This window comes from Bacillus sp. HNG (genome assembly GCF_003400205.1).
Lineage (GTDB): Bacteria > Bacillota > Bacilli > Bacillales > Bacillaceae_L > Ferdinandcohnia.
The window spans coordinates 393,554-416,350 of sequence record NZ_QUQV01000001.1; the positions used below are offsets into that span (position 1 = coordinate 393,554).

Consider the following 22,797-nt stretch of genomic DNA (forward strand, 5'->3'; position numbering starts at 1 on the left):
ACACATGACCCTATTTCATTCTGTAAATGGTTGAAAGAAAAAAAGTCAATCCAAATGATGATTGACTTTTTTCTATTTCTTATGAGTCTTGAAGTAAATTTGATAATTGAATACGTTCTTGCTCATTTAAAGGAACAAGGGGCAAACGAACCGATCCAACATCTAATCCTTTTATCTGAAGAGCTGTTTTTACAGGCACTGGATTTGGAGCTGTAAATAGTCCCTTCATGATTGGTAATAGCTTTTGATGGTAGTTAGCAGCTTCCGTTATATTACCAGTTAAAAATGCATTAACCATTTGTTGCATCTCATTGCCAATGACATGGGCAGCAACTGACACGACACCTTTTGCACCGATTGAAAGAGCTGGTAAAGTAATACCATCATCTCCACTATATACAGCAAAATCATCATCGGTATTTGCTATTATTTCAGTCATTGCCTCTAAGCTTCCGTTCGCTTCTTTTACCGCAACGATATTTGGAATCTTAGATAATTTAATAATCGTTTCAACTGACATATTAATAACCGATCTACCGGGGATATTGTATACCATAACAGGTAGATTTGTACTTTCAGCAATCGTTTTAAAGTGCTGATAAAGACCTTCCTGATTTGGCTTGTTATAATACGGTACGACTAGCATAATAGCGTCAACACCGGCTTCTTGTGCTTTTTTACTTAATTCCATTGATGCATACGTATTATTACTGCCTGTGCCAGCAATGACCGGAACCCGACCGTCAACTATTTTTACAACATGACGGAAAAGCGCCACTTTTTCCTCAGAAGATAATGTGGGAGATTCACCTGTTGTACCTGCTACAACTAGTGATTCTGTACCATTATTTAATAAATAATTAATTAACTGAGTTGTTTTTCCAAAATCGATGTTACCTTTATTATCAAATGGTGTCACCATCGCCGTTGAGATTCTTCCAAAATCAATCATGCTTTTACACCTACTCCCATCAATTATGCCTAGTGTATCAAATAAACAGTTAGGCTTGATCAAAAATTAAAAAACATATCTCTATTGAATAAGAAAGGGACACCTCACAACTGCAAGGCTCCCTACCTCTTCAATTTAATAGTCTACCACTTCTGCTCCAACAGGTCCATCGGATAAATGGAATGCCTTGTGTAAAGCATTAATCGCTTCCTTCATTTCAGTTTCTTTTACAAGAACCCAAATTGTGGACAGGCTATCTGCAGACTGTAGAATCTGGATTCCTTTTTCTGAAAGAGCCGTTACAATACGGGCAGTTACTCCAGGAACACCGCTCATACCCGCTCCGACTGTTGCTACCTTCGCACATTTCTCAGTCACTTGGGGCTCATATCCCATTTCCTTTAGTTTATTAACAGCACGGGCTGTCATTGCGCCTGCAACAGTATAAACAACTCCATTAGGCGTAATATTAAAGAAATCTACGCTAATCTTTTCATTTGCCATAGCCTTAAACACTTCTGTTTGAAGATTGTATTGGCCTTTTTTGGCTTGAACCTTTAATTGCGTAACATTTGTTACATGAGCAATACCCGTGATCAGTCTTTCTTTGACTTCAACGCCTTTGCGCTTTTCTATTGTTGTTACAAGTGTACCTGGTGCATCACTGTATGTTGAACGCACCCTTATTGGTACCTTTGCTTCCATCGCAATTTCAACAGCACGAGGGTGAATGACTTTCGCACCCTGGTATGCCATATTAACAATTTCGTTGTATGTGACGACAGATAAAGGCTTTGCATCCCCAACGATACGTGGATCAGCGGTCATGACACCTTCTACATCAGTAAAAATATCAATCCATTCTGCTTGTAGTGCAACACCAAGAGCCGCTGCAGAAGTATCACTTCCACCTCTACCTAAAGTCGTAATATCACCTAATTTAGAGATGCCTTGAAAGCCTGTGACTACAACCACGTCATGGTCTTCAAGCGTTTGAAGTAATCTATCACACTTCATTTCAGTAATGCGCGCATTTGTATGATCACTATTTGTACGGAAGCCCGCCTGGCCACCGTTTAAGGCAGCTGCAGAGATTCCGGATTGATTTAACATATTTGTAAAAACAACACTTGAAATAATTTCACCACAGGATACTAACATATCCATTTCCCTACTGCTTATCCTGGAGTTTTGATCCCCTACTAAGCTTAACAGTGTATCTGTAGCATATGGATCACCCATGCGTCCCATAGCAGATACAACAACTACTACTTTATATCCATCTGAAACAGCACTTGCAATATGATTTTTTGCTCTTTCACGAGATTCCTCATCTCGAACTGAGGTTCCGCCAAATTTTTGTACAACGATATTCATGAAACCACCTCATGTTTGGTTGAACGGATTATTTTGCAACTAAACCTAGCTTTAACAGACTGCCCGCAATTTGAACTGAGTTCCATGCAGCACCTTTTAATAGGTTGTCAGATACTACCCACATGTGGAATCCATTATCTTGGTCTAGGTCTTTTCTAATTCTTCCTACGAATACATCTTTTTTACCAACTGCATGAATTGGCATCGGGTATACTTGCTCAGCAGGATTATCCTCTAATACAACACCCGGTGAAGATGCTAATAAATCTTTTACATCCTGTGCAGAAACCCCATTTTGAGCTGTTTCAAAATAAACAGATTCAGAATGTCCAGTTTCAACCGGTAAACGAACGCAAGTTGCTGCTACAGGTAGTTCTGGTAAATGCATGATCTTCTTCGTTTCGTTAATCATTTTCATTTCTTCAAAAGTAAAGCCATTCTCTTCAAATTTATCAATTTGTGGAATTGCATTAAAGGCGATTTGATAATGTTTTTTGTCCCCTTTTACAGGTAATATCTGTGGAGTAAATTCATTTCCTTCAATGATATCCTTTGTCTGCTCTTTCATTTCTGAGATGGCAGCTACACCAGAACCTGAAACTGCTTGATAAGTTGAAACAATAACCTTTGATAAACCATAGGTTTTACGAATTGGCTCTAAGGCTACAACCATTTGAATGGTTGAACAGTTTGGATTTGCAATAATACCATTATGATTAAGGAGGTCATTTTCGTTAACCTCTGGAACAACAAGGGGCACATTTTCATCCATTCTAAATGCACTTGTGTTATCTACAACAATTGCACCACGTTTAACAGCTTCAGGAGCTAGCTCTTTCGAAACGCCACCACCTGCACTAAATAATGCAATATCAACACCTTCAAATTTTTCTGGTGTTGCAACCTCCACTGTTACTTCTTTACCCTTATACGTAATCTTTTTACCAGCAGAACGCTCTGATGATAATAAAGTTAGTTTTGTTAATGGAAAATTCGTTTCTTCAAGTGTTTTGATCATTTGCATTCCTACTGCACCTGTAGCACCTACAACTGCAACATGTAATTCCTTTTCTACTGTCATTTGATATTCCCCTTCCTAGAATTACTAGAACGTCTAATTTACGTTTAATGATTTATATTTTACCACATACAAGTACTAAAGGAGAGAAGAATTTTCATTCTTTCCCCTTTATTATGAATAATTTTATTATTTTTCATCGTCACGGTATCGTTCAACAAGTACCGGCTGTAACTGTTTTCCTTCAATTGCTGCTGCAACTGTATCCCTAAGCATACTCATACGAGCTACCATCGAATTAGGTTTCTTTGTCGGATCATCCTGCCCATATGGAATAAAATAAATATTTTTTGTGGCCATTAGTCTCATAAGATTGATACCATTTAAACCCAAAGCATCATTCGTTGAAATTCCTAAAACAACGGGACGTTGATTACGTAATGTTGCCTTCGCAGCCATCAAGACAGGAGAATCTGTTAAAGCATTGGCGAATTTACTCATTGAATTCCCTGTAAGCGGTGCAATGACCATGCAATCTAATGGCATTTTAGGACCTAATGGTTCTGCTTTTACTATTGAATCAATAACTTGATTACCTGTCGCTTTTTCAATTCTTTCAATCCACTCTGCGCCTTCTCCAAACCGGGTAGTTGTCGATTGAACAGTCCATGATACGACAGGAATTACATCAGCACCCTCATCGACAAGTCTAATAATTTCAGGCATTACAGCATCATACGTACAATGGGATCCCGTAACTCCAAATCCGATTCTTTTACCTTTTAATGAAGTCATATTATTCGTTCTCCTCTCTTTGTTGTAATAACTCAAGAAGTAGTTGAGATAACACATTCGCAACAATTTGCCCAGCAGTCTTTGGAGCGACAATACCTGGTAATCCTGGTGCTAATAATGCTTTAATTCCTCTCTTTTCTGCATATCTAAAATCAGTTCCCCCAGGTTTTGATGCTAAATCAACAATCAACGTGTGGGCTGGCATTTTTGAAATAACACTTGCGGTTACAATTAATTTTGGAACGGTATTAATACAAACATCGATATCCTTAACCTCTTCAGCTAGGTTAGAGAGATGAAAAGGTGTTAATCCCATTTCTGTAATTCTTGCAATATGCTCTGTTTTTCTGGCACCTACTTTTACATGTGCTCCTAATGCAGCAAAACTTCTTGCCACACTCATTCCTACCCTTCCTAGTCCAAGTACCGCAACGTTCGAATTATGAATCGTAATATCCGTATGTTGGATTACCATCATAATAGTACCTTCAACAGTAGGAATCGAATTATAGATTGCAACATCATCTCTTTCGAATAAACGTACTAATTTTCGATTAGTTGCATTCGTAATACCATCTAAATATGAGTTGCTTATCCCCGAAAAAACAACACAGTGTTCAGGTGTTTGTGATAGGATTTCTTCTGTTAAGACGACCGTTTCATTTGAAAAAATCGTTTCAACCTCACCTTCACTGTTTGTGCCAGATACTGGCAAAATAATCGCATCTATATCTGTAAAGTCGATTTCGTCTAATCGTTCCTTTGAAGCTCCTGTAAATCCATGATCTAATTGATCAAATCCAATTAAAGATAGCCTTGCATCTAATTCAATTAGTTTACGAATTATTTCTAACTGTCGTGCATCTCCACCAATGATTGCTACATGCATATCGGTTAACATACGCTTTATCACCTTCTTTTACCTAAAATGAAATCGAATGAAAGTGAGAATTGTTTAATGGCTCACATTAAGATACTTCGACTTCTGCTTTCTCTAATTTTTGAAAGATACCCCTCAAAGGCTTTTGATAAAATCACCATAACTTTATCTACTCCACCATACTATGAGGCATTGTTAAAATAGGTGAATGAACAAGATAAAATTTGCTCAGAATAACATTTTTTTCGAAGAATAGAAAAAACCCACGGAATACCGTGGGTTTAACTTATTCTCTATTCAATTTCCTCTGAATCCTTTTCTTCTGGAATATCAATGATAATCATATCTGTTCCGATTTTACGAATGTGTTGCCACGACACACGAACTTCATTGCCTTGCTTTTTGAAACCAAACCATTTTAATGAAGGAATAATAAGCGCCTTAATTTGACCTGTTCTTTCATCAATTTCTAAATCGGTTTGACCTAAAACACCTAGTCTTTCAGCACGTTTTACATCCACAATTTCTTTTCCACTTAATTCGCTTAACCTCAAAAGAGACCACCCCTTCAATGTCCTTTGTACATTCTATGGAGTAGTCCACTTTTTTAGAAGTAAATTCAGTTTGAAAGCTTAATTGGTAGATCATCAGAAGGACTAACCAACGCTAGTGAAAAATCATCGGTGAATATTTGAGTTGCCATTTCATTCACACTATTTTCATTGACAGCATTAATTTCGTCTATAATCTCATCGAGACTTTTATGTTTTTTCAATAATAATTCATTTTTTCCGTTACGGCTCATCCTGCTATTTGTACTTTCGAGGCTAAGCATGAGGCTGCCTTTCATTTGTTCCTTGCTATTCTTTAATTCTTTTTCAGTAATACCCTCTGCTTTCAGCTTTGCCAACGTATCCTGAATCGTTTCAAATAAGAGATTTAATTGATTGCTACCTGTCCCTCCGTAAATTGTCACCATCCCTGTGTCCTTATAAGAAGAGTGATAGGAGAAAACAGAATAAGCAAGGCCTCTTTGCTCACGAACTTCTTGGAATAATCGACTGCTCATGCTTCCTCCAAGAATATTATTTAACACAATTAAGTCATATACATCTTTATCACCGATTTGCAAGCCATTAAAGCCTAAGCAGAGATGGGCTTGTTCGGTTTCTTTTTTACGTGTGATTTTATTTGTATGGAAAGATGGCTTTTGTAACTCCTGATTTGTTTGGTTCCCTGAATAATTACCAAAATACGCTTCAACCTCAGAAATAAAGGCTTCATCAATATTCCCAGCAATGGATACGACCACTTTGTCCGGTGTATACATATCATTCATATATTGACGTAACTTATCTCCATTAAAGCTTTCCAACGTCTTTTCAGTGCCCAGTATCGGATAACCTAATGGATGATTCTCATAGCTTGCTTTACTTAATATGTCATGGACGATATCATCGGGTGTATCTTCGTACATTTTGATTTCTTCAAAGACTACATTTTTTTCTTTTTTCAATTCCTCTTCATCAAAAGTTGAATTAAAAAACATATCAGCTAGGACATCTAATGCATATTTTGCATGTTCATCTAACACCTTCGCATAGTAACAAGTATATTCCTTAGATGTGAACGCATTTACCTGTCCACCTATGCTATCAAAAGACTCTGCAATTTCTCTAGCAGACCTTGTTTTCGTTCCTTTGAAAAACATGTGCTCTAGAAAATGTGAAATCCCGTTGTTTTCCGGGTTTTCATAACGTGACCCTGTCCCAATCCAGACACCTATTGCAACTGATCGAACAGTTGGGATGTTTTCTAATACGATTCTTACACCATTTTGACAAGTATATTTTTTGATCAAGGCTGTATTCCTCCTGTTCTAAAAACAACGGATTACTTTTTCTTTAGTATTATACGTTCTTCGTTTAATAATGTAGAAACATTGTCGATTGCAAGATCTTTTTGTTTAATTGATAGAATTAATCTTTCAAGGCTTTGAGCAGTTGGTGATGTCGGATGCATTAAAACCATGGCTCCAGGATGAATTTTACCCATTACTCTTTGGACCAATACATGTGGTTGTGGAAGCTGCCAATCAATTGTATCCACACTCCACATAATTGTTTTCATACCAAGTTCATCAGCTATTGTAACAACTTCATCACGGTAACTTCCACTTGGAGGAGCAAATAGGGTCGGCTTTTTACCTGTTGCTGCCTCAATCACTTGATTTGTTTTGATTAATTGTTCCCTAACTAGATCGGATGACAATGTTTTCATATCTGGATGTGTATACGAATGATTTCCTACCTCATGACCAGCATCTACAATCATTTTTGCTAAATCCGGATTTTCCTTAACCCATCTACCTTCTAAGAAAAAAGTTGCCTTTACATTATGTTTTTTTAGGGTTTCAAGCATATCAGGAATATATTCATTCCCCCATGCTACATTGATTAAAAACGAAACGATCGGTTTATTCGGATTTCCACGATAAATCACGGATGTAGGTAAATCCTCTAAATGAATCTTCGGTGAAATCTGCTTATACACTAGCTTGTTTTCATCAAAAGTTCTATTTTTTTTCATCTTTTCATATGAAGCCTGAATATCCACCTCTAGGCCATTTAAGCCAGGAGTTGCTTTCCAAACAGGGTCTATTTTAGCATCTTCAGCCGGAATGCTATACTCAAACGCCCTTTTTTCAATTTCATTTAAAAGCTGATCACCTTTACTTACAGGGATTGCATCAGCAGTCTCTTTTAATCCTTGAACATAATTATTCGTATATGGATTATGTAATGAACCAATCGAAATCAATAAAATACATATAAAAACAAAAAATTGTATGTACTGTTTTTTCATAGCTATCCCCCTCTTTACTAGAAATTATGTAAAGGAGGGACAAGGTAGAACTCAAATCATAAATTTAAAGAAACTGTTTAAAAACCTAAAAAGCCCGGTTTACCAGGCTTTAGAATGGATTATTATTGTTGTTGTTCTTCTTTTTCCTTTTGTTCACGTAGAACGGCTTTTCTAGATAGGTTTACACGGCCTTGCTTATCAATTTCTGTTACTTTTACAAGGATTTCATCCCCAATAGAGACAACATCCTCAACTTTTCCAACTCGTTCTTCAGCAAGTTCAGAAATATGAACAAGTCCATCCTTACCACTAAAAATTTCAACAAAAGCACCGAATTTTTCAATACGTTTTACTTTACCAAGGTACATTTGGCCAACTTCTACCTCACGAACGATATCTTCGATGATTTTCTTAGCTTTTTGATTCATCGCTTCGTCGACAGAAGAGATAAAGATTGTTCCATCTTGTTCAATATCGATTTTAACGCCAGTTTCATCAATAATCTTATTGATTTGTTTACCACTTGGTCCAATAACATCACGGATCTTGTCTGGATTAATTGCCATTGTTAAAATCTTAGGTGCATATTTAGAAAGCTCAGTTCTAGGTGTTGTTAATGTTGCTAACATGGAATCAAGAATCTGCATACGACCTTTTTTCGCTTGCTGTAATGCTTCTTCAAGAATTTCACTAGAAAGACCTTCGATTTTAATATCCATTTGTAAGGCTGTAACACCTTTTGATGTCCCCGCAACCTTAAAGTCCATATCTCCTAAATGGTCTTCCATTCCTTGAATATCTGTTAGCACGGTATAATGCTCGCCTGATTTAACAAGTCCCATTGCAATACCAGCTACAGGAGCTTTTATCGGAACACCCGCGTCCATCATGGCAAGTGTACTTGCACAAATGCTTGCTTGTGAAGTAGAACCATTTGATTCTAAGACCTCAGAAACAAGACGGATTGTATATGGAAAATCCTTCTCAGAAGGAACAACTGGTTCTAAGGCACGTTCTCCTAATGCACCATGTCCAATTTCACGACGACCTGGACCTCTCATTGGACCAGTTTCACCTACACTGAATTGTGGGAAATTATAGTGATGCATAAATCGTTTTGTTTCTTCAATTCCTAATCCATCAAGGATTTGCACATCCCCTAATGCACCTAGTGTACAGATACTTAATGCCTGGGTTTGTCCACGTGTAAATAAACCTGAACCATGGGTACGAGCTAATACGCCAACCTCTGATGAAAGAGGGCGAATTTCATCGATTTGTCTTCCGTCCGGACGGACCTTTTCAACCGTAATTAAGCGTCGAACCTCTTCTTTTACAAGTTTATTTAGAATTTCCTTTACTTGTTTAATAGTAGCTTCTTCAGCTTCTTGTTCCTGGTATTCAGCAACAATTGCTGCTTTTACTTCATTAATTGCAGCTTCTCTAGCATGCTTTTCAGCAACTTGTACCGCTTTATTGATGTCCTCTTCTGCTTTTGCTCGAATTTGAGATTCTAGCTCTGCATCAAGCTCATAAAGAGGAATTTCCATTTTTTCTTTACCGATTTCAGCAACGATTTTTTCTTGGAATGCGATTAAACGCTTGATTTCCTCATGTCCAAACATAATTGCTTCAAGCATCACTTCTTCAGGAACCTCATCAGCACCAGCTTCAACCATGTTAATCGCATCTTTTGTACCAGCAACAACTAAATGGATATCGCTTTTTTCTTGGTCTGCTACTGAAGGGTTAATGATAAATTGATTGTCAACTCGACCAACCGTTACACCAGCAATTGGACCTTCAAATGGAATATCTGAAACAGATAGTGCCAATGATGAACCGAACATTGCAGCCATTTCAGAAGAGCAGTCCTGATCTACGCTCATGACAATGCTTATTACTTGTACTTCATTTCTGAATCCATCAGCAAATAAAGGTCGTATTGGACGGTCTATTAAACGACTTGCAAGAATTGCTTTTTCACTTGGTCTACCCTCACGTTTAATAAATCCTCCAGGGATTTTTCCAACTGCATATAATCGTTCTTCATAGTTTACAGTAAGTGGAAAGAAATCTAATGGTTTTGGCTCTTTTGATGCGGTTGCTGTACTTAAGACAGCTGTTTCTCCATAGCGAACTAATGCAGCTCCGTTAGCTTGTTTCGCTAATTGACCAATTTCTACGGTCAGTTGTCTGCCAGCCCAGTCCATGGAAAAAACTTGCTTTCCTTGTTCCATATAATAGTACCCCTCTCTAAATCACATTCAAATGTATATTATGTATTGATAGTATGAACTAATTTATTCGAACATATCAATACTCGTTCAATATGTAAAGTGAAATTTGTTCAAATTTGCTAGAATGGAAAGGAAAAAAATCCCTCCATTTTTAACCTAATAAAAAAGCGGGAATGCTCCCGCTTTTTCGTAGATTATCGACGTAGTCCAAGCTTGTTGATTAATTCACGGTAACGAGTTACGTCTTTATTACGAAGATATGTTAATAAATTACGACGTTTACCAACCATCTTTAATAGACCACGACGTGAATGATGATCTTTCTTGTGTGTACGTAAATGATCATTTAACTTATTGATTTGCTCAGTTAGGACAGCGATTTGAACTTCTGGTGAACCAGTATCATTCTCGTGAGTTTTGTACTCGCTGATAATTTCATTCTTACGCTCTTGTGTGATAGCCATCCTATTCACCTCCTATAATAGTATCCCCGATTACCTAGCAGACGTTGGTGATTCGATCTGCCACGCAATGGTTCTTTTTCATACTTAAATAGAATACATCTTTTTATGATAAAAAGCAAGTATGTTCGTCTATTTTCTCAAAATACTGCTTTGCTTGTTCCTTATCTCGTCCAATTTGCTTGATTAATTCATCGATGGACGAAAACTTTTTCTCAGAACGGATTCTTTTATGCCATTCAACAATAACTTCTTTTTTATAAATGTCTTCATTAAAATCAAACAGATGGACTTCAATCGAAGGTACAGTCTCGTTTTCATGAAAGGTAGGTTTAACACCAAGGTTACAAACACCATGATGCCATGTTGAACCAATCTTTAAACGAACTGCATAGACTCCCATTTTAGGAATAATATAATCCTCACTCGTTTTTACATTAGCTGTTGGAAAGCCAATCGTTCTTCCGCGTTTCTCCCCATCAACTACGATCCCTTTTACTGTATAGAATCTACCTAAAAGCGGTGCAAGTTGATCCACTTCTCCTTTTTGGATCAAACCTCGGATAACAGTCGAACTCACCTTTTCATTCTTAAACGTAAATTTCTCAACAGTAGTTTGAGTAAATCGTCCATTTGAAAGTTCAGGAAGAGTGTCCATCGTTCCTTTTCCAAATCGTCCAAACGTAAAATCAAATCCCGCGACAACATGTTTCACATTCAGACCAATGATATATTGATCCACAAATTGTTGTGGTGATAAACTTGCAAACTCAGATGAGAAATTCACAATGTATAAATAATCAATATCCATCTCTTCAAATAACTCTTGTTTATGATGTAATGGCGTTATATATTCAACATTTGTAACATCTTTTTTAAGGACAACGGATGGATGGGGATCGAAGGTCATGACAGAGCACGCAATTCCTTGTGTCTCTGCTTCCTTCTTTGCCGTTTCAACAACCTTTTGATGTCCAAGATGAACACCATCAAAATATCCCAAAGCTAAAACAGTTGGTGGTAAATCTGTTTGATTAAAAGAATGTGGGTGTGTGATATGAATCGTTTTCACTTCTATTTCACCTTTTCTACTTCTAAATCAAATACGCCTAGGCGTATTTGCGCTCGATTTTTAGGCCCACAGGAAGTGGGTCATAAAGACGTTGCCACAGGAAGTGGCGTACTTAGTCTTTGATCTTACTGCTCGAAAAATTTCCATTTAAAAATTGTGGCATCCGCCGGAGGCATTAACTTTATTCAGACAGGGTTTGAAATCAAACCAGATTTTTAAATGATATTTGGATGTGTTCCACTACCTAAATAGGAGTATTCTGCTGAATAAAGTTAACTATTTTAACTCTTGGTTATTAACTAATACCTTAATAGGTTTTATCAATTGAGTTTTTTCTGGATGTCTTTGATATATTGCTAGGATTTCTCCATTATGTAGGATAGCAATAGGCTCCCCGGTTGAAATCTCATTTAACTCTTTTGGAACCGGAAAAACAGACCCATTTTTTACTTTCTCTGCTACTTTATCATTAATTAAAATTTTGCGCAAATGGGAAACGGCGTCTTCAATTGTTAGAAGATGTTCTCCAATTGTTTCATTCTGAACATGCTGTTCTAATTCTTCTAGTGTCATACATTGATTAAGAGTAAAATCACCAGAAGAAGTCCTTTTTAAATCAGACATATGTGATGGATATCCTAGTTTTTCACCCATTTGAACAGCTAAGGTTCGAACATAAGTGCCCTTACTGCATGTTACACGGAAACGAAAGGAGACAGTTCCTTCCTTTTGAACGATATCACTGAGTAGCTCTAAGTGATGGATGGTTATTTTACGAGAAGGTCTTTCAATTACCAATCCTTGTCTAGCGTACTCATAAAGGCGTTTTCCATTTACTTTAACCGCAGAATACATAGGTGGTGTTTGAATGATTTCACCTGTTAATGAATGAAGTACGTCTAGGACTTCATCTTTTGTAATTGGTCGGTCCACTTTTTTTTCTTCGACGATCTCACCAGATGCATCTTCTGTCGTCGTTGAAATCCCTATGGTCGCTTCCCCTTCATAGGTTTTATTTGCCGCTGTGACATATTCAACGATTTTCGTTGCTCTTCCTAGACAAATAGGCAGTACTCCTGAAACATCAGGGTCTAGCGTACCAGTATGACCTACCTTTTTCATTTTTACTAACTTTCGCACTTTAAAAACACAATCATGGGAAGTCATCCCTTTTGGTTTATTGAGAAGTAAAATTCCATCCACTAAGAGCCACACTCCCCTATCCTTTTTTTAAATATACTTTCGTTCATTACTATCTAAAATCAACTGAAAAAAAGGGATAGACTTTATAAAAAAGCCTATCCTCTCCCTTATTCTCGGTTTGATTCTTGATTTGATTGCTTATTTATTTCATGAAGGATCGATTCAATTCGATTCCCATAATCAATTGATTCGTCAAATTCAAATAGAATCTCAGGTGTTTTCCGTAAGCGAATACGCTGACCGATTTCTGACCGGATAAAGCCTTTCGCTTTCGCGAGACCTTTTAACGTATTCTGCCTTTGTTCTTCATCACCTAGAACCGAAATAAAAACTTTCGCTTGCTGTAGGTCTCCAGTAACTTGGACGTCGGTTACTGTAACAAATCCAATTCTAGGATCCTTAATCTTCCGTCCAATGATGTCACTTAATTCCTTTTTCATTTGTTCTCCAACACGATTAGGTCGTAAACTCATCTAGCTTTCACCTCTTATAACCACTCAAAGTCGGTTATTGTTCGATCTAATTCTGGGAAAGAATCAATAAACTTCAGGGCATTGTTTAATTCGAGTTCAGAATGCTTGCGACTAGAAGATACAGTGACAATTGCAAGCTTAGTGCGTTGCCATGTATCTTGATAGTCTACCTCCGCAACTGAAACATTAAACTTTTGTTTGAGTCGAGTTATGACACTCTGCAATACTGCTCGTTTTGCTTTTAAAGAGTTTGCATCATAAATGACACATTCGCACTCCACATAGCCGATCAATGACGATCAACTTCTTCCATCACGAATGCTTCAATGATGTCTCCTTCTTTAATATCGTTATATTTCGTAATTGTTATACCACACTCGTAACCTTGCGCAACTTCCTTTACATCATCCTTGAAGCGTTTCAATGTATCGATTTCACCTTCAAAGATAACAACACCATTACGGATTAGGCGCACTCCACTATCGCGTGTGATTTTACCATCGGTAACATAAGAACCAGCAATTGTACCGATCTTAGATACTTTAAAGGTAGTACGAACTTCTGCTTGACCGATTACTTTCTCTTCAAATTCAGGGTCAAGCATACCCTTCATTGCAGATTCAATTTCTTCGATTGCTTTATAGATAATACGGTGAAGACGGATATCAACTTCCTCTGCTTCAGCAGTGCGCTTTGCATTCACATCTGGTCGTACATTAAATCCGATTACAATCGCATTTGATGCAGATGCGAGGGTAATATCTGATTCATTAATTGCCCCGACACCAGTATGAATAATCTTAACTTTAACACCTTCTACATCAATTTTTTGGAGAGATGCTGCCAAAGCTTCTACAGAACCTTGAACATCGGCTTTAACAATAAGATTGATTTCCTTCATTTCACCTTGTTTGATATGTTCAAATAAATCTTCAAGGCTTACTTTTACTTTATCGCCACGTTGCTCAACTAATTGCTTTTGCGCTCTAGCTTCCCCAACCTGACGTGCTTTCTTTTCATCCTCAAAGACTACAAACTGATCACCAGCTTGTGGCACATCATTTAATCCTGTAACTTCAACTGGAGTTGAAGGTCCTGCTTCCTTAACGCGGCGACCAATATCATTAACCATTGCACGAACACGACCAAATGTGTTTCCAACAACAATTGGGTCACCAATGCGTAATGTTCCGTTTTGAACTAATAGTGTCGCAACTGAACCTCTTCCTTTGTCAAGCTTGGCTTCAATTACTGTACCTGTAGCTCTTCTCTTTGGATTGGCCTTATATTCTTCGACCTCACTAACGAGAAGAATCATTTCAAGCAGGTTGTCGATGCCTTCTCCTGTTAACGCAGAAATTGGTACGAATATGGTTTCTCCGCCCCAAGCCTCTGGAATTAGACCATGCTCTGTTAATTCCTGCATAACGCGATCTGGATTTGCTGTCGGCTTATCCATTTTATTCACTGCTACGATGATTGGTACCTCAGCAGCCTTAGCATGGTTAATTGCTTCAACTGTTTGAGGCATTACACCATCATCTGCTGCAACAACTAATACTGTGATATCTGTGATTTGAGCACCTCTTGCACGCATAGTTGTAAACGCAGCATGTCCCGGAGTATCCAAGAAAGTAATTTTCTTACCATTAACAACTACTTGATAGGCACCAATATGTTGCGTAATACCACCAGCTTCGCCAGCTGTTACTTTGGTATTTCGGATTGAATCAAGGGTAGTTGTTTTACCGTGGTCAACATGTCCCATGATTGTTACGATAGAAGGTCTTTCAATTAGATCTTCATTTTTATCTTCTTCAACATATTGTTCGAATTCTGTAACATCAAAGACAATTTCCTCTTCTACCGCTACACCATAATCGGATGCAATTAATTCGATTGAATCTTTATCAAGATCTTGGTTAATTGTAGCCATAACACCTAACATGAAGAGCTTCTTAATAATTTCTGAAGGTTCTTTGCCAAGTTTTTTAGCTAATTCTCCAACCGTTAATGAACCAACAAACGTGATTTTTTCAGGCAATTTCTTTTCTGGCTTTGGCTGAACTGGTTGGTGATTGTTATTTGAACGATGATTGCCTTTTTGTTTATTCTTATTTCTCTTATTATCCTTTGGTTGAAATGCCTTTTTCTGACCTTGGTTCTCCGTTTTTTTACCATCACGATTTTTAGGAGGTACAGGCTTTTTCTTCGTTTCGTTTTTTTCAACCACTGCTTCATCGTCATTAGCAGGCGATACTGGTTTACTATTATTCGTTTGTTCCTTTGCAGGCTTAACCTGTTCTGACTTCTTTCCAAATGATTGATCTAGTTTTTTCAAAATATCTCCCTCGATTGTTGCCATATGATTTTTAACCTCAATGTCCATCTCTTTAAGCTTCGTAATAACTTCTTTGCTTGAGATATTTTGTTTTTTTGCATATTCGTATACACGCATTCTACTCATATGTTCACCCCCAAATATGTTAATCGAGCAAGTGACTCATCTTTTTTGCAAACCCACTTTCTGTTATCGCGACAACCACTCTGGCATCTTTGCCAATCGCATGACCCAATGTATAACGGTCGCTAACAGTACGAAGTTGAACCTGATAATACGTGCTTTTATCCGTAATTTTCTTTGTAGTGTTTGCTGACGCATCTTCAGATAATAGAACTAATTTTGCGTTTCCATTGCGAATTTCCTTCACAACAAGTTCTTCACCTGAAATGACTTTTCTCGCTCGATTGGCAAGACCCAATAACGACATCCATTCCTTGTTTTCCATCGATAAAGGCTACTCCTTATCTACCAACTGAAGTAATTCTTCATAAATAGAATCATCAATCGTAGCTTTCAGTTGACTTGCAAGAATGTTCTTTTTCTTTGCTAGTAAAATACATTCTTTATCTTTACTGAGGTACGCACCACGTCCCGACTTTTTTCCGGTCAGGTCAATTGTAACTTCGCCTTCTTTGGATCGTACAATTCTTACAAGTTCCTTTTTCGGCTTCATTTCACCACTAGCTATGCATTTACGTAATGGTATTTTTTTATTACCTACCAATTTCTTTCACCTCACTCGATTTCTTCAGATTGCAAATCGAATGCTTCAACCTCTAGTTCATCTTCATCATTTTCTTCAAATAAACCAAAGCCGTCTCTAGGATATATTCCCGCTTGCTCCGCCTCTGTTTGACTCTTAATATCAATTTTCCATCCTGTTAATTTTGCCGCTAAACGTGCATTTTGCCCACGTTTTCCAATTGCTAATGATAATTGATAGTCAGGAACAACAACAGTTGTTGCTTTTTCTTCTTCATTAACAATGACATCAAGCACTTTTGATGGACTTAAGGCATTCGCCACAAAAACAACTGGATCATCGGACCATTTGACAATGTCTATTTTTTCACCTTTTAATTCATTCACAATTGCTTGAACACGCTGCCCCTTAGGACCAACACATGAGCCAACTGGGTCTACCTCAGAATTATCAGAGTGAACAGATATCTTTGAACGATCACCCGCTTCTCTCGCAACCGACTTAATTTCAACTGTTCCATCATAGATTTCAGGAACTTCGATTTCAAAAAGGCGTTTTAATAATCCAGGATGTGTTCTAGAAACAAAGATTTGTGGTCCTTTTGTAGTTCTTTCAACCTTTGTTATGTAGACTTTAATTCGGTCATGTGGCTTATAATGTTCATTTGGCATTTGTTCGTTTACCGGTAGCAATGCTTCGATTTTTCCTAAGCTAACATAGATAAACTTTGAATCTAAACGCTGAACAATTCCCGTCATGATATCTTCTTCACGGTCAATAAACTCGGAATAGATGACTCCTCTTTCTGCTTCACGAACACGTTGAGTTACAACCTGCTTTGCAGTTTGAGCAGCAATTCTACCAAAGTCTTTTGGTGTTACTTCGATTTCCACAACGTCTTCTACTTGGTAATTTGGATTAATAGTTCTAGCTTCTTCTAAGGAAATCTCTAATCGTGGGTCAAACACTTCATCTACTACATCTTTTCTAGCAAACACACGCATTGAACCGTTTGCTAAGTTTAAATCTACTCTTACATTTTGAGCCTGATTAAAATTCCGCTTGTATGCAGAAATAAGTGCTGCCTCAATTGCTTCAATAATTACATCTTTACTAATGCCTTTTTCTTTCTCGAGCAATGTTAAGGCATCTAACAATTCACTACTCATTTGTCTTCTAATCCCCCTTATGAATTCTAACTATTAATGAAAAGTAACAGCAAGTCTTGCATTTGCAATTTTTTCATACGGAATTTCTACAGATTTTTTGCGTGTTTTGACCATAATGTTGATTATCATTATACTTCCATCAAAGGATGCAAGCTCTCCTTCAAAGACCTTTTCGCCATCGATTGGTTCATATGTCTTCACATACACCAGTTTTCCAATTGCCTTTTCGAAGTCGCTCATTTTTTTCAACGGGCGTTCAGCACCTGGACTTGAAACCTCGAGAAAATAGTTATAAGGAATCGGATCAATTTCATCAAGCTTTTCGCTTAACTTTTCACTAACTGTTCCACAATCTTCTATATCAACGCCCTTTTCAGAGTCGATGAAGACCCGAAGAAACCAGTCTTTTCCTTCCTTTACATACTCAACATCTACAAGTTCCATCTGTAATTCAGTTAATATAGGTATCACTAATTCTTCCACTATTTGTGTTACCTTTTTACTCATGTTTTTCCTCCTAAGCTGAAAAGGAATTTTCGTTTTTGTTCTTTAGTATTTCCTAAGTAGTGTAAAAACACCCTGCTATAGTAGCAGGGAGGCAGTTGGAAAATATAGAGAAGTTCCATCTTTAGAAAAAGTTGTTACACAATTTAGCCTCAGCCAAAGAATAAAGAGTGGGAAGCCCCACTCTTTCATCAGTAATTATACATAGCATTTCCATAAAAACTATAACATAATCGCTGTTTATATGCAAATAAATTTAAAAGCGCTAGTGCCTTGCTTAGCCCCGACAAGCACAAGACAGGCCGGCTAGAAGGTTGCCCTTTAACCTTCTCGACGGAATGGCTTGTGACCTCGAGGGGCTAGGCGCTGGAGCTAGATATCGATAATAACTAGAACAAGGATAATTGATTTTGTTCTGGCATATCTTCTAGGCAACCATGGTTCTCAAGGTATTCCATGATTGTCTTCGATACTTTACCACGCTTTTGTAAATCTTCTTTTGATAAAAATTCACCTTGTTCTCTTGCTTTTACAATATTAATAGCAGCGTTGGTACCAAGTCCAGGAATCGAATTGAACGGAGGAATTAAAGCATCCCCGTCGATGATAAATTCTGTTGCACTAGAGCGATACAAATCAATCTTATTAAAGGCAAATCCACGCTCACACATTTCAAGTGCTAACTCAAGAACTGTAAGTAGGTTCTTTTCTTTAGGTGAAGCATCAAGCCCTTTTGCATTGATTTCTTCCATACGCGCCCGAATTGTACTGGAACCCCGTACCATTGCCTCGACATCGAAATCGTCCGCACGAACAGTGAAGTATGCTGCATAATAGAGTAATGGCAAATGAACCTTAAAATATGCAATCCTTACTGCCATTAGTACATAAGCGGCAGCATGGGCTTTTGGGAACATATATTTTATTTTCAAACAAGAATCGATATACCAATCTGGGACATCATTTTTCTTCATTTCTTCGATAAATTCATCGGTTAGTCCCTTCCCTTTACGGACGGATTCCATGATTTTAAATGCCATCGAAGGATCTAATCCTTTATAGATCAGATATACCATTATATCGTCACGACAACCAATAACTTCACTAAGCGTACAAATATTGTTTTGGATAAGCTCCTGTGCGTTTCCTAGCCAAACATCTGTACCATGTGATAGACCTGAAATCTGTACGAGTTCAGAGAAAGTAGTCGGCTTTGTATCCTCAAGCATTTGGCGTACAAATCTTGTACCGAATTCTGGAATCCCGAGGGTACCCGTTTTACACATGATCTGCTCTTCGGTTACACCAAGAGATTCTGTCCCACTGAAAATTTTCATAACCTCAGGGTCATCTGTTGGAATCGTTTTTGGATCAATCCCACTTAAATCCTGGAGCATCCGAATAACTGTCGGATCATCGTGCCCAAGAATATCCAGTTTTAACACATTGTCATGGATAGAATGGAAATCGAAATGGGTTGTTCGCCATTCAGAATTAATATCATCGGCAGGAAATTGAATTGGTGAAAAATCATAAATATCCATGTAGTCTGGTACAACGATAATACCACCAGGGTGCTGTCCAGTTGTTCGTTTAACACCGGTACAACCCGCAACTAACCGATCTGTTTCTGCACCGCGCATCGTTAAGTTATGATCATTCGCATACCCTTTTACATACCCATAGGCTGTTTTTTCAGCAACGGTACCAATGGTTCCAGCACGATATACATACTCCTCACCAAATAGCACCTTTGTATAGTTATGAGCACGTGGCTGGTATTCACCAGAGAAGTTTAAGTCGATATCCGGTACCTTGTCTCCTTTGAATCCTAAAAACGTTTCGAAAGGAATATCATGACCGTCTTTTTTATAATTAGCCCCGCAATTTGGGCATTCCTTATCCGGTAGGTCAAAACCAGAACCGACTGAACCATCGTTAAAGAACTCTAAATGCTTACAATCCGGACATACATAATGTGGAGGTAATGGATTAACCTCTGTAATCTCTGTCATCGTAGCGACTAACGATGAACCAACCGAACCACGAGAACCTACTAGATACCCATCATCCAGTGATTTTTTCACAAGTTTATGGGAGATCAAGTAAATAACTGCGAATCCATGCCCAATGATACTTTTAAGTTCTTTTTCCAATCGCTTTTCTACGATTTCAGGTAATTCTTCACCATAGATACTTCTTGCCATGCTATAGCTCATATCCCTAATTTCATCTTCCGCACCTTCGATTTTAGGTGTATATAGATCATCTTTTATCGGCTTCACGTCACCAACCATGTCTGCGACTTTTTGTGTATTTGTCACGACAATTTCCTTCGCTTTCTCTTTATCAAGAAAAGAGAAACAGTCTAACATTTCGTTCGTTGTCCGGAAATGGACCTCAGGTAGCGAGTGTCGATTTAACGGATTGGCTCCACCCTGAGACCGTACTAAAATTTTTCGGTAGATATGATCCTCTGGGTTAAGATAATGCACATTCCCAGTTGCAACTACCGGTACATTCAGCTTTTCACCAAGGCTGACAATATTCTTTAAGATATCCTTAAGTTCCCGCTCATTTTGAATCAAATCTAATTCTAATAAATGTTTATAGTTTGATGGTGGCTGAACCTCAAGATAATCATAAAATTGAGCAATAGACTCTACTTCCTCAGGTGACTTCTGCATCATGCCTTCAAATACTTCCCCTTTATCACAAGCAGATCCTACTAAAATACCTTCTCGATATTTTTGTAATTGTGATCTTGGAATACGAGGTACACGATAATAATAATGAATATGTGATAACGAAATTAATTTAAATAAATTCTTAAGACCTACATCATTTTGGGCTAACAATGTCGCATGATATGGTCTAGAACGTTGGTAGGATTTACCTTGACCCATGTAATCATTTAATTGATCATGGTACATAATTTCTTTTTCAGCCGCATCTTTTAACAATTTTACTGCTAAAAATCCTGTTGCCTCCGCATCGTATATCGCACGGTGATGCTGGGTTAATTCAATATCAAACTTTTTACACAATGTATTTAAACGGTGGTTTTTTAAATCCGGATATAAAAATCTAGCAAGCTCTAGTGTGTCAATGACAGGATTGGTTGCTTGCTCAAGACCCGCTTTTTTATAACCTACATTCAGGAACCCCATATCAAAGCTTGCATTATGAGCTACTAATATCGCATCCCCAGTCCATTCCTTGAATTTTACTAAGACTTCACTAACTTCAGGCGCTGAACTCACCATGTCATCTGTGATTCCAGTAAGATCAATTGTCGTTGCACTTAAGCGATGATGTGGGTTAGCAAATGATTCGAATCGGTCTATGATTTCACCATTTTTTACTTTAACAGCGGCCAACTCAATAATCGTGTTATAAACTGCAGATAAACCTGTTGTTTCAACGTCAAAAACGACATACGTATCTTCTTCTAAATTACGATGTTGTGAATTATATGCAATTGGGACACCATCATCGACTAAATTAGCTTCCACACCATAAATCATCTTTATCCCATTTTTCTTAGCAGCGGAATATGCTTCTGGGAATGATTGAGCACCAGCATGGTCAGTTAATGCAATAGCAGTGTGACCCCATTTTTTAGCTTGTCCAACTAATTGGCTAATTGAAGTGACAGCATCCATCTGACTCATAGGTGTGTGCAAGTGAAGCTCGACACGTTTTTCTCCTTCAGGAGCAGTGTCTTTTCTTTCATTCATAGGCTGGATTTCATTAATATCATTAGCAATCATAACTAAGTCTCTAACAAAAGTATCATTCTGAATACTTCCTCGTACTCGAACCCACATACCTTTTTTAATTGATTGTAATAGTTGAACATCTTCTTTATCGCGTGAGAATACTTTTACTAAAATCGAATCCGTATAATCGGTAATTTTGAAGGTTAGAAGTGTTCTGCCACTGCGTAACTCCCTTGTCTCTGCAAAGAAGATATAGCCTTGAACCGCGATTCTCCGCTCCTCGTCAAGGATTGAACTAATTTCTTTAAAGTCTTCATCCTCTTTAATTGTATAACCAATCGTAATCGGTCCAGTAACGGCGTTAGCTTGTTCTTTATCCTTTTCTTTCTTCTGCATGTCAGCAACGGCTAACAATGCTCTTTCTTGGTCTTCTTGTTGTTTTTTCTCTAAAAACTGTTCATACTCCTTATTCGATAACTCTACCTCTGTTTCAAGCGTGAACATGGGAAAACCATAGGATTGATATACATTTCCTATCAATTGACCGTATTTTTTCTTAATCGCAATAGATTCAGTATCATTTCTTGTTTTGATATGAAGTTTAAGACCCTGTTGGGTAGGTAGTTGATTATGCAATAACGATAAAATTGGTGGTGCGATTCCATCTAATTCTTGTAAACATAGTGGCCAATAGGCCTGGACCATTTCTTCAGTCACGTGCTGAGACCCGACATGTAAAGAGAAGGTCACAGATGCGATATGGGCGAATTTTGTTTGTAATTGTGTAGAAAAAATTCTCATGACATCGGCAGGTATCACATTTTCAAAAGAAAATACAAAATGCCATGCTTTGTTTTCTTTGTCAATCATCAGTTTTACAATACCTGCATTTTCAAAGTGTGTAACCAATGCATCGTCAGTTAACTCAAGTTGTTGCAGTAATACTTTAAAACGCTCTTTTTGCTGTGGCGATAATTCCATCCTCGTTCCCCCTCTTCAGACAGAATAATGAAGGTACC

General features: G+C 37.7%; 20 protein-coding genes. All 20 read right to left on the reverse strand.

Annotation, left to right across the window (positions count from 1 at the left end):
- Positions 1–79: 79 nt before the first annotated feature.
- The gene (dapA, locus tag DZB84_RS01795) at positions 80–952 is read right to left on the reverse strand and encodes a 4-hydroxy-tetrahydrodipicolinate synthase (protein WP_116350531.1); all 873 of its coding nucleotides are present in this window, start codon (positions 950–952) and stop codon (positions 80–82) included.
- A gap of 135 nt (positions 953–1,087) precedes the next feature.
- Positions 1,088–2,329, reverse strand: a complete 1,242-nt coding sequence (gene dapG / locus DZB84_RS01800; protein ID WP_116350532.1) for an aspartate kinase — start codon at positions 2,327–2,329, stop codon at positions 1,088–1,090.
- Positions 2,330–2,357: 28 nt separating this feature from the next.
- Positions 2,358–3,410 carry an aspartate-semialdehyde dehydrogenase gene (asd, locus tag DZB84_RS01805; RefSeq protein ID WP_116350533.1) on the reverse strand — a complete coding sequence of 351 codons (1,053 nt, stop codon included), beginning with the start codon at positions 3,408–3,410 and terminating at the stop codon, positions 2,358–2,360.
- A gap of 126 nt (positions 3,411–3,536) precedes the next feature.
- Positions 3,537–4,142, reverse strand: coding sequence for a dipicolinate synthase subunit B (gene dpaB / locus DZB84_RS01810; RefSeq protein ID WP_116350534.1), 606 nt, complete (start codon positions 4,140–4,142; stop codon positions 3,537–3,539).
- Between the two features lies 1 nt (position 4,143).
- Positions 4,144–5,043, reverse strand: a complete 900-nt coding sequence (gene dpaA, locus DZB84_RS01815; RefSeq protein ID WP_116350535.1) for a dipicolinic acid synthetase subunit A — start codon at positions 5,041–5,043, stop codon at positions 4,144–4,146.
- A 272-nt stretch (positions 5,044–5,315) separates the two neighbouring features.
- Positions 5,316–5,576, reverse strand: a complete 261-nt coding sequence (locus DZB84_RS01820; protein ID WP_116350536.1) for a YlmC/YmxH family sporulation protein — start codon at positions 5,574–5,576, stop codon at positions 5,316–5,318.
- A 65-nt stretch (positions 5,577–5,641) separates the two neighbouring features.
- On the reverse strand, positions 5,642–6,883 hold the full coding sequence (locus DZB84_RS01825; protein ID WP_116350537.1) for a M16 family metallopeptidase: 1,242 nt from the start codon (positions 6,881–6,883) through the stop codon (positions 5,642–5,644).
- Positions 6,884–6,915: 32 nt separating this feature from the next.
- Positions 6,916–7,887 (reverse strand): polysaccharide deacetylase family protein, encoded by a 972-nt coding sequence (locus DZB84_RS01830; protein WP_116350538.1) that lies wholly within the window; start codon positions 7,885–7,887, stop codon positions 6,916–6,918.
- Positions 7,888–8,009: 122 nt separating this feature from the next.
- Positions 8,010–10,127, reverse strand: a complete 2,118-nt coding sequence (gene pnp, locus DZB84_RS01835; RefSeq protein ID WP_116350539.1) for a polyribonucleotide nucleotidyltransferase — start codon at positions 10,125–10,127, stop codon at positions 8,010–8,012.
- Between the two features lie 194 nt (positions 10,128–10,321).
- Positions 10,322–10,591, reverse strand: coding sequence for a 30S ribosomal protein S15 (gene rpsO, locus DZB84_RS01840; RefSeq protein ID WP_010282323.1), 270 nt, complete (start codon positions 10,589–10,591; stop codon positions 10,322–10,324).
- A 103-nt stretch (positions 10,592–10,694) separates the two neighbouring features.
- Positions 10,695–11,660, reverse strand: coding sequence for a bifunctional riboflavin kinase/FAD synthetase (ribF, locus tag DZB84_RS01845; RefSeq protein ID WP_116350540.1), 966 nt, complete (start codon positions 11,658–11,660; stop codon positions 10,695–10,697).
- Between the two features lie 276 nt (positions 11,661–11,936).
- On the reverse strand, positions 11,937–12,863 hold the full coding sequence (gene truB, locus DZB84_RS01850; RefSeq protein WP_116350541.1) for a tRNA pseudouridine(55) synthase TruB: 927 nt from the start codon (positions 12,861–12,863) through the stop codon (positions 11,937–11,939).
- Positions 12,864–12,970: 107 nt separating this feature from the next.
- The gene (rbfA, locus tag DZB84_RS01855; protein ID WP_116350542.1) at positions 12,971–13,336 is read right to left on the reverse strand and encodes a 30S ribosome-binding factor RbfA; all 366 of its coding nucleotides are present in this window, start codon (positions 13,334–13,336) and stop codon (positions 12,971–12,973) included.
- Between the two features lie 14 nt (positions 13,337–13,350).
- Positions 13,351–13,629, reverse strand: coding sequence for a DUF503 domain-containing protein (locus tag DZB84_RS01860; protein WP_116350543.1), 279 nt, complete (start codon positions 13,627–13,629; stop codon positions 13,351–13,353).
- Positions 13,626–15,803: a translation initiation factor IF-2 gene (gene infB, locus DZB84_RS01865; RefSeq protein WP_116350544.1), complete on the reverse strand. Its 2,178-nt coding sequence runs from the start codon at positions 15,801–15,803 to the stop codon at positions 13,626–13,628. Before infB ends, DZB84_RS01860 begins: the two co-directional genes overlap by 4 nt.
- Positions 15,804–15,822: 19 nt before the next feature.
- Entirely contained in the window at positions 15,823–16,125 is a 303-nt protein-coding gene (locus DZB84_RS01870) for a YlxQ family RNA-binding protein (RefSeq protein WP_116350545.1), read from the reverse strand.
- A gap of 9 nt (positions 16,126–16,134) precedes the next feature.
- A complete protein-coding gene (rnpM, locus tag DZB84_RS01875) occupies positions 16,135–16,404 on the reverse strand; it encodes an RNase P modulator RnpM (protein ID WP_116350546.1) in 270 nt (89 codons plus the stop codon).
- Positions 16,405–16,415: 11 nt separating this feature from the next.
- Entirely contained in the window at positions 16,416–17,552 is a 1,137-nt protein-coding gene (gene nusA, locus DZB84_RS01880) for a transcription termination factor NusA (protein WP_116350547.1), read from the reverse strand.
- A 33-nt stretch (positions 17,553–17,585) separates the two neighbouring features.
- Positions 17,586–18,059 carry a ribosome maturation factor RimP gene (gene rimP, locus DZB84_RS01885; protein ID WP_116350548.1) on the reverse strand — a complete coding sequence of 158 codons (474 nt, stop codon included), beginning with the start codon at positions 18,057–18,059 and terminating at the stop codon, positions 17,586–17,588.
- A gap of 386 nt (positions 18,060–18,445) precedes the next feature.
- Complete coding sequence (locus DZB84_RS01890) at positions 18,446–22,759, reverse strand: PolC-type DNA polymerase III (RefSeq protein WP_116350549.1); 4,314 nt, start codon at positions 22,757–22,759, stop codon at positions 18,446–18,448.
- Positions 22,760–22,797: the final 38 nt, after the last annotated feature.

Bases quoted from the DNA above. Each gene is read 5' to 3' on its own strand.
- dapA (WP_116350531.1), bottom strand. From the start codon at position 952: ATGATTGATTTTGGAAGAATCTCAACGGCGATGGTGACACCATTTGAT.
- dapG (WP_116350532.1), bottom strand. From the start codon at position 2,329: ATGAATATCGTTGTACAAAAATTTGGCGGAACCTCAGTTCGAGATGAG.
- asd (WP_116350533.1), bottom strand. From the start codon at position 3,410: ATGACAGTAGAAAAGGAATTACATGTTGCAGTTGTAGGTGCTACAGGT.
- dpaB (WP_116350534.1), bottom strand. From the start codon at position 4,142: ATGACTTCATTAAAAGGTAAAAGAATCGGATTTGGAGTTACGGGATCC.
- dpaA (WP_116350535.1), bottom strand. From the start codon at position 5,043: ATGTTAACCGATATGCATGTAGCAATCATTGGTGGAGATGCACGACAG.
- DZB84_RS01830 (WP_116350538.1), bottom strand. From the start codon at position 7,887: ATGAAAAAACAGTACATACAATTTTTTGTTTTTATATGTATTTTATTG.
- pnp (WP_116350539.1), bottom strand. From the start codon at position 10,127: ATGGAACAAGGAAAGCAAGTTTTTTCCATGGACTGGGCTGGCAGACAA.
- rpsO (WP_010282323.1), bottom strand. From the start codon at position 10,591: ATGGCTATCACACAAGAGCGTAAGAATGAAATTATCAGCGAGTACAAA.
- rbfA (WP_116350542.1), bottom strand. From the start codon at position 13,336: ATGAGTTTACGACCTAATCGTGTTGGAGAACAAATGAAAAAGGAATTA.
- infB (WP_116350544.1), bottom strand. From the start codon at position 15,803: ATGAGTAGAATGCGTGTATACGAATATGCAAAAAAACAAAATATCTCA.
- DZB84_RS01870 (WP_116350545.1), bottom strand. From the start codon at position 16,125: ATGGAAAACAAGGAATGGATGTCGTTATTGGGTCTTGCCAATCGAGCG.
- nusA (WP_116350547.1), bottom strand. From the start codon at position 17,552: ATGAGTAGTGAATTGTTAGATGCCTTAACATTGCTCGAGAAAGAAAAA.
- rimP (WP_116350548.1), bottom strand. From the start codon at position 18,059: ATGAGTAAAAAGGTAACACAAATAGTGGAAGAATTAGTGATACCTATA.
- DZB84_RS01890 (WP_116350549.1), bottom strand. From the start codon at position 22,759: ATGGAATTATCGCCACAGCAAAAAGAGCGTTTTAAAGTATTACTGCAA.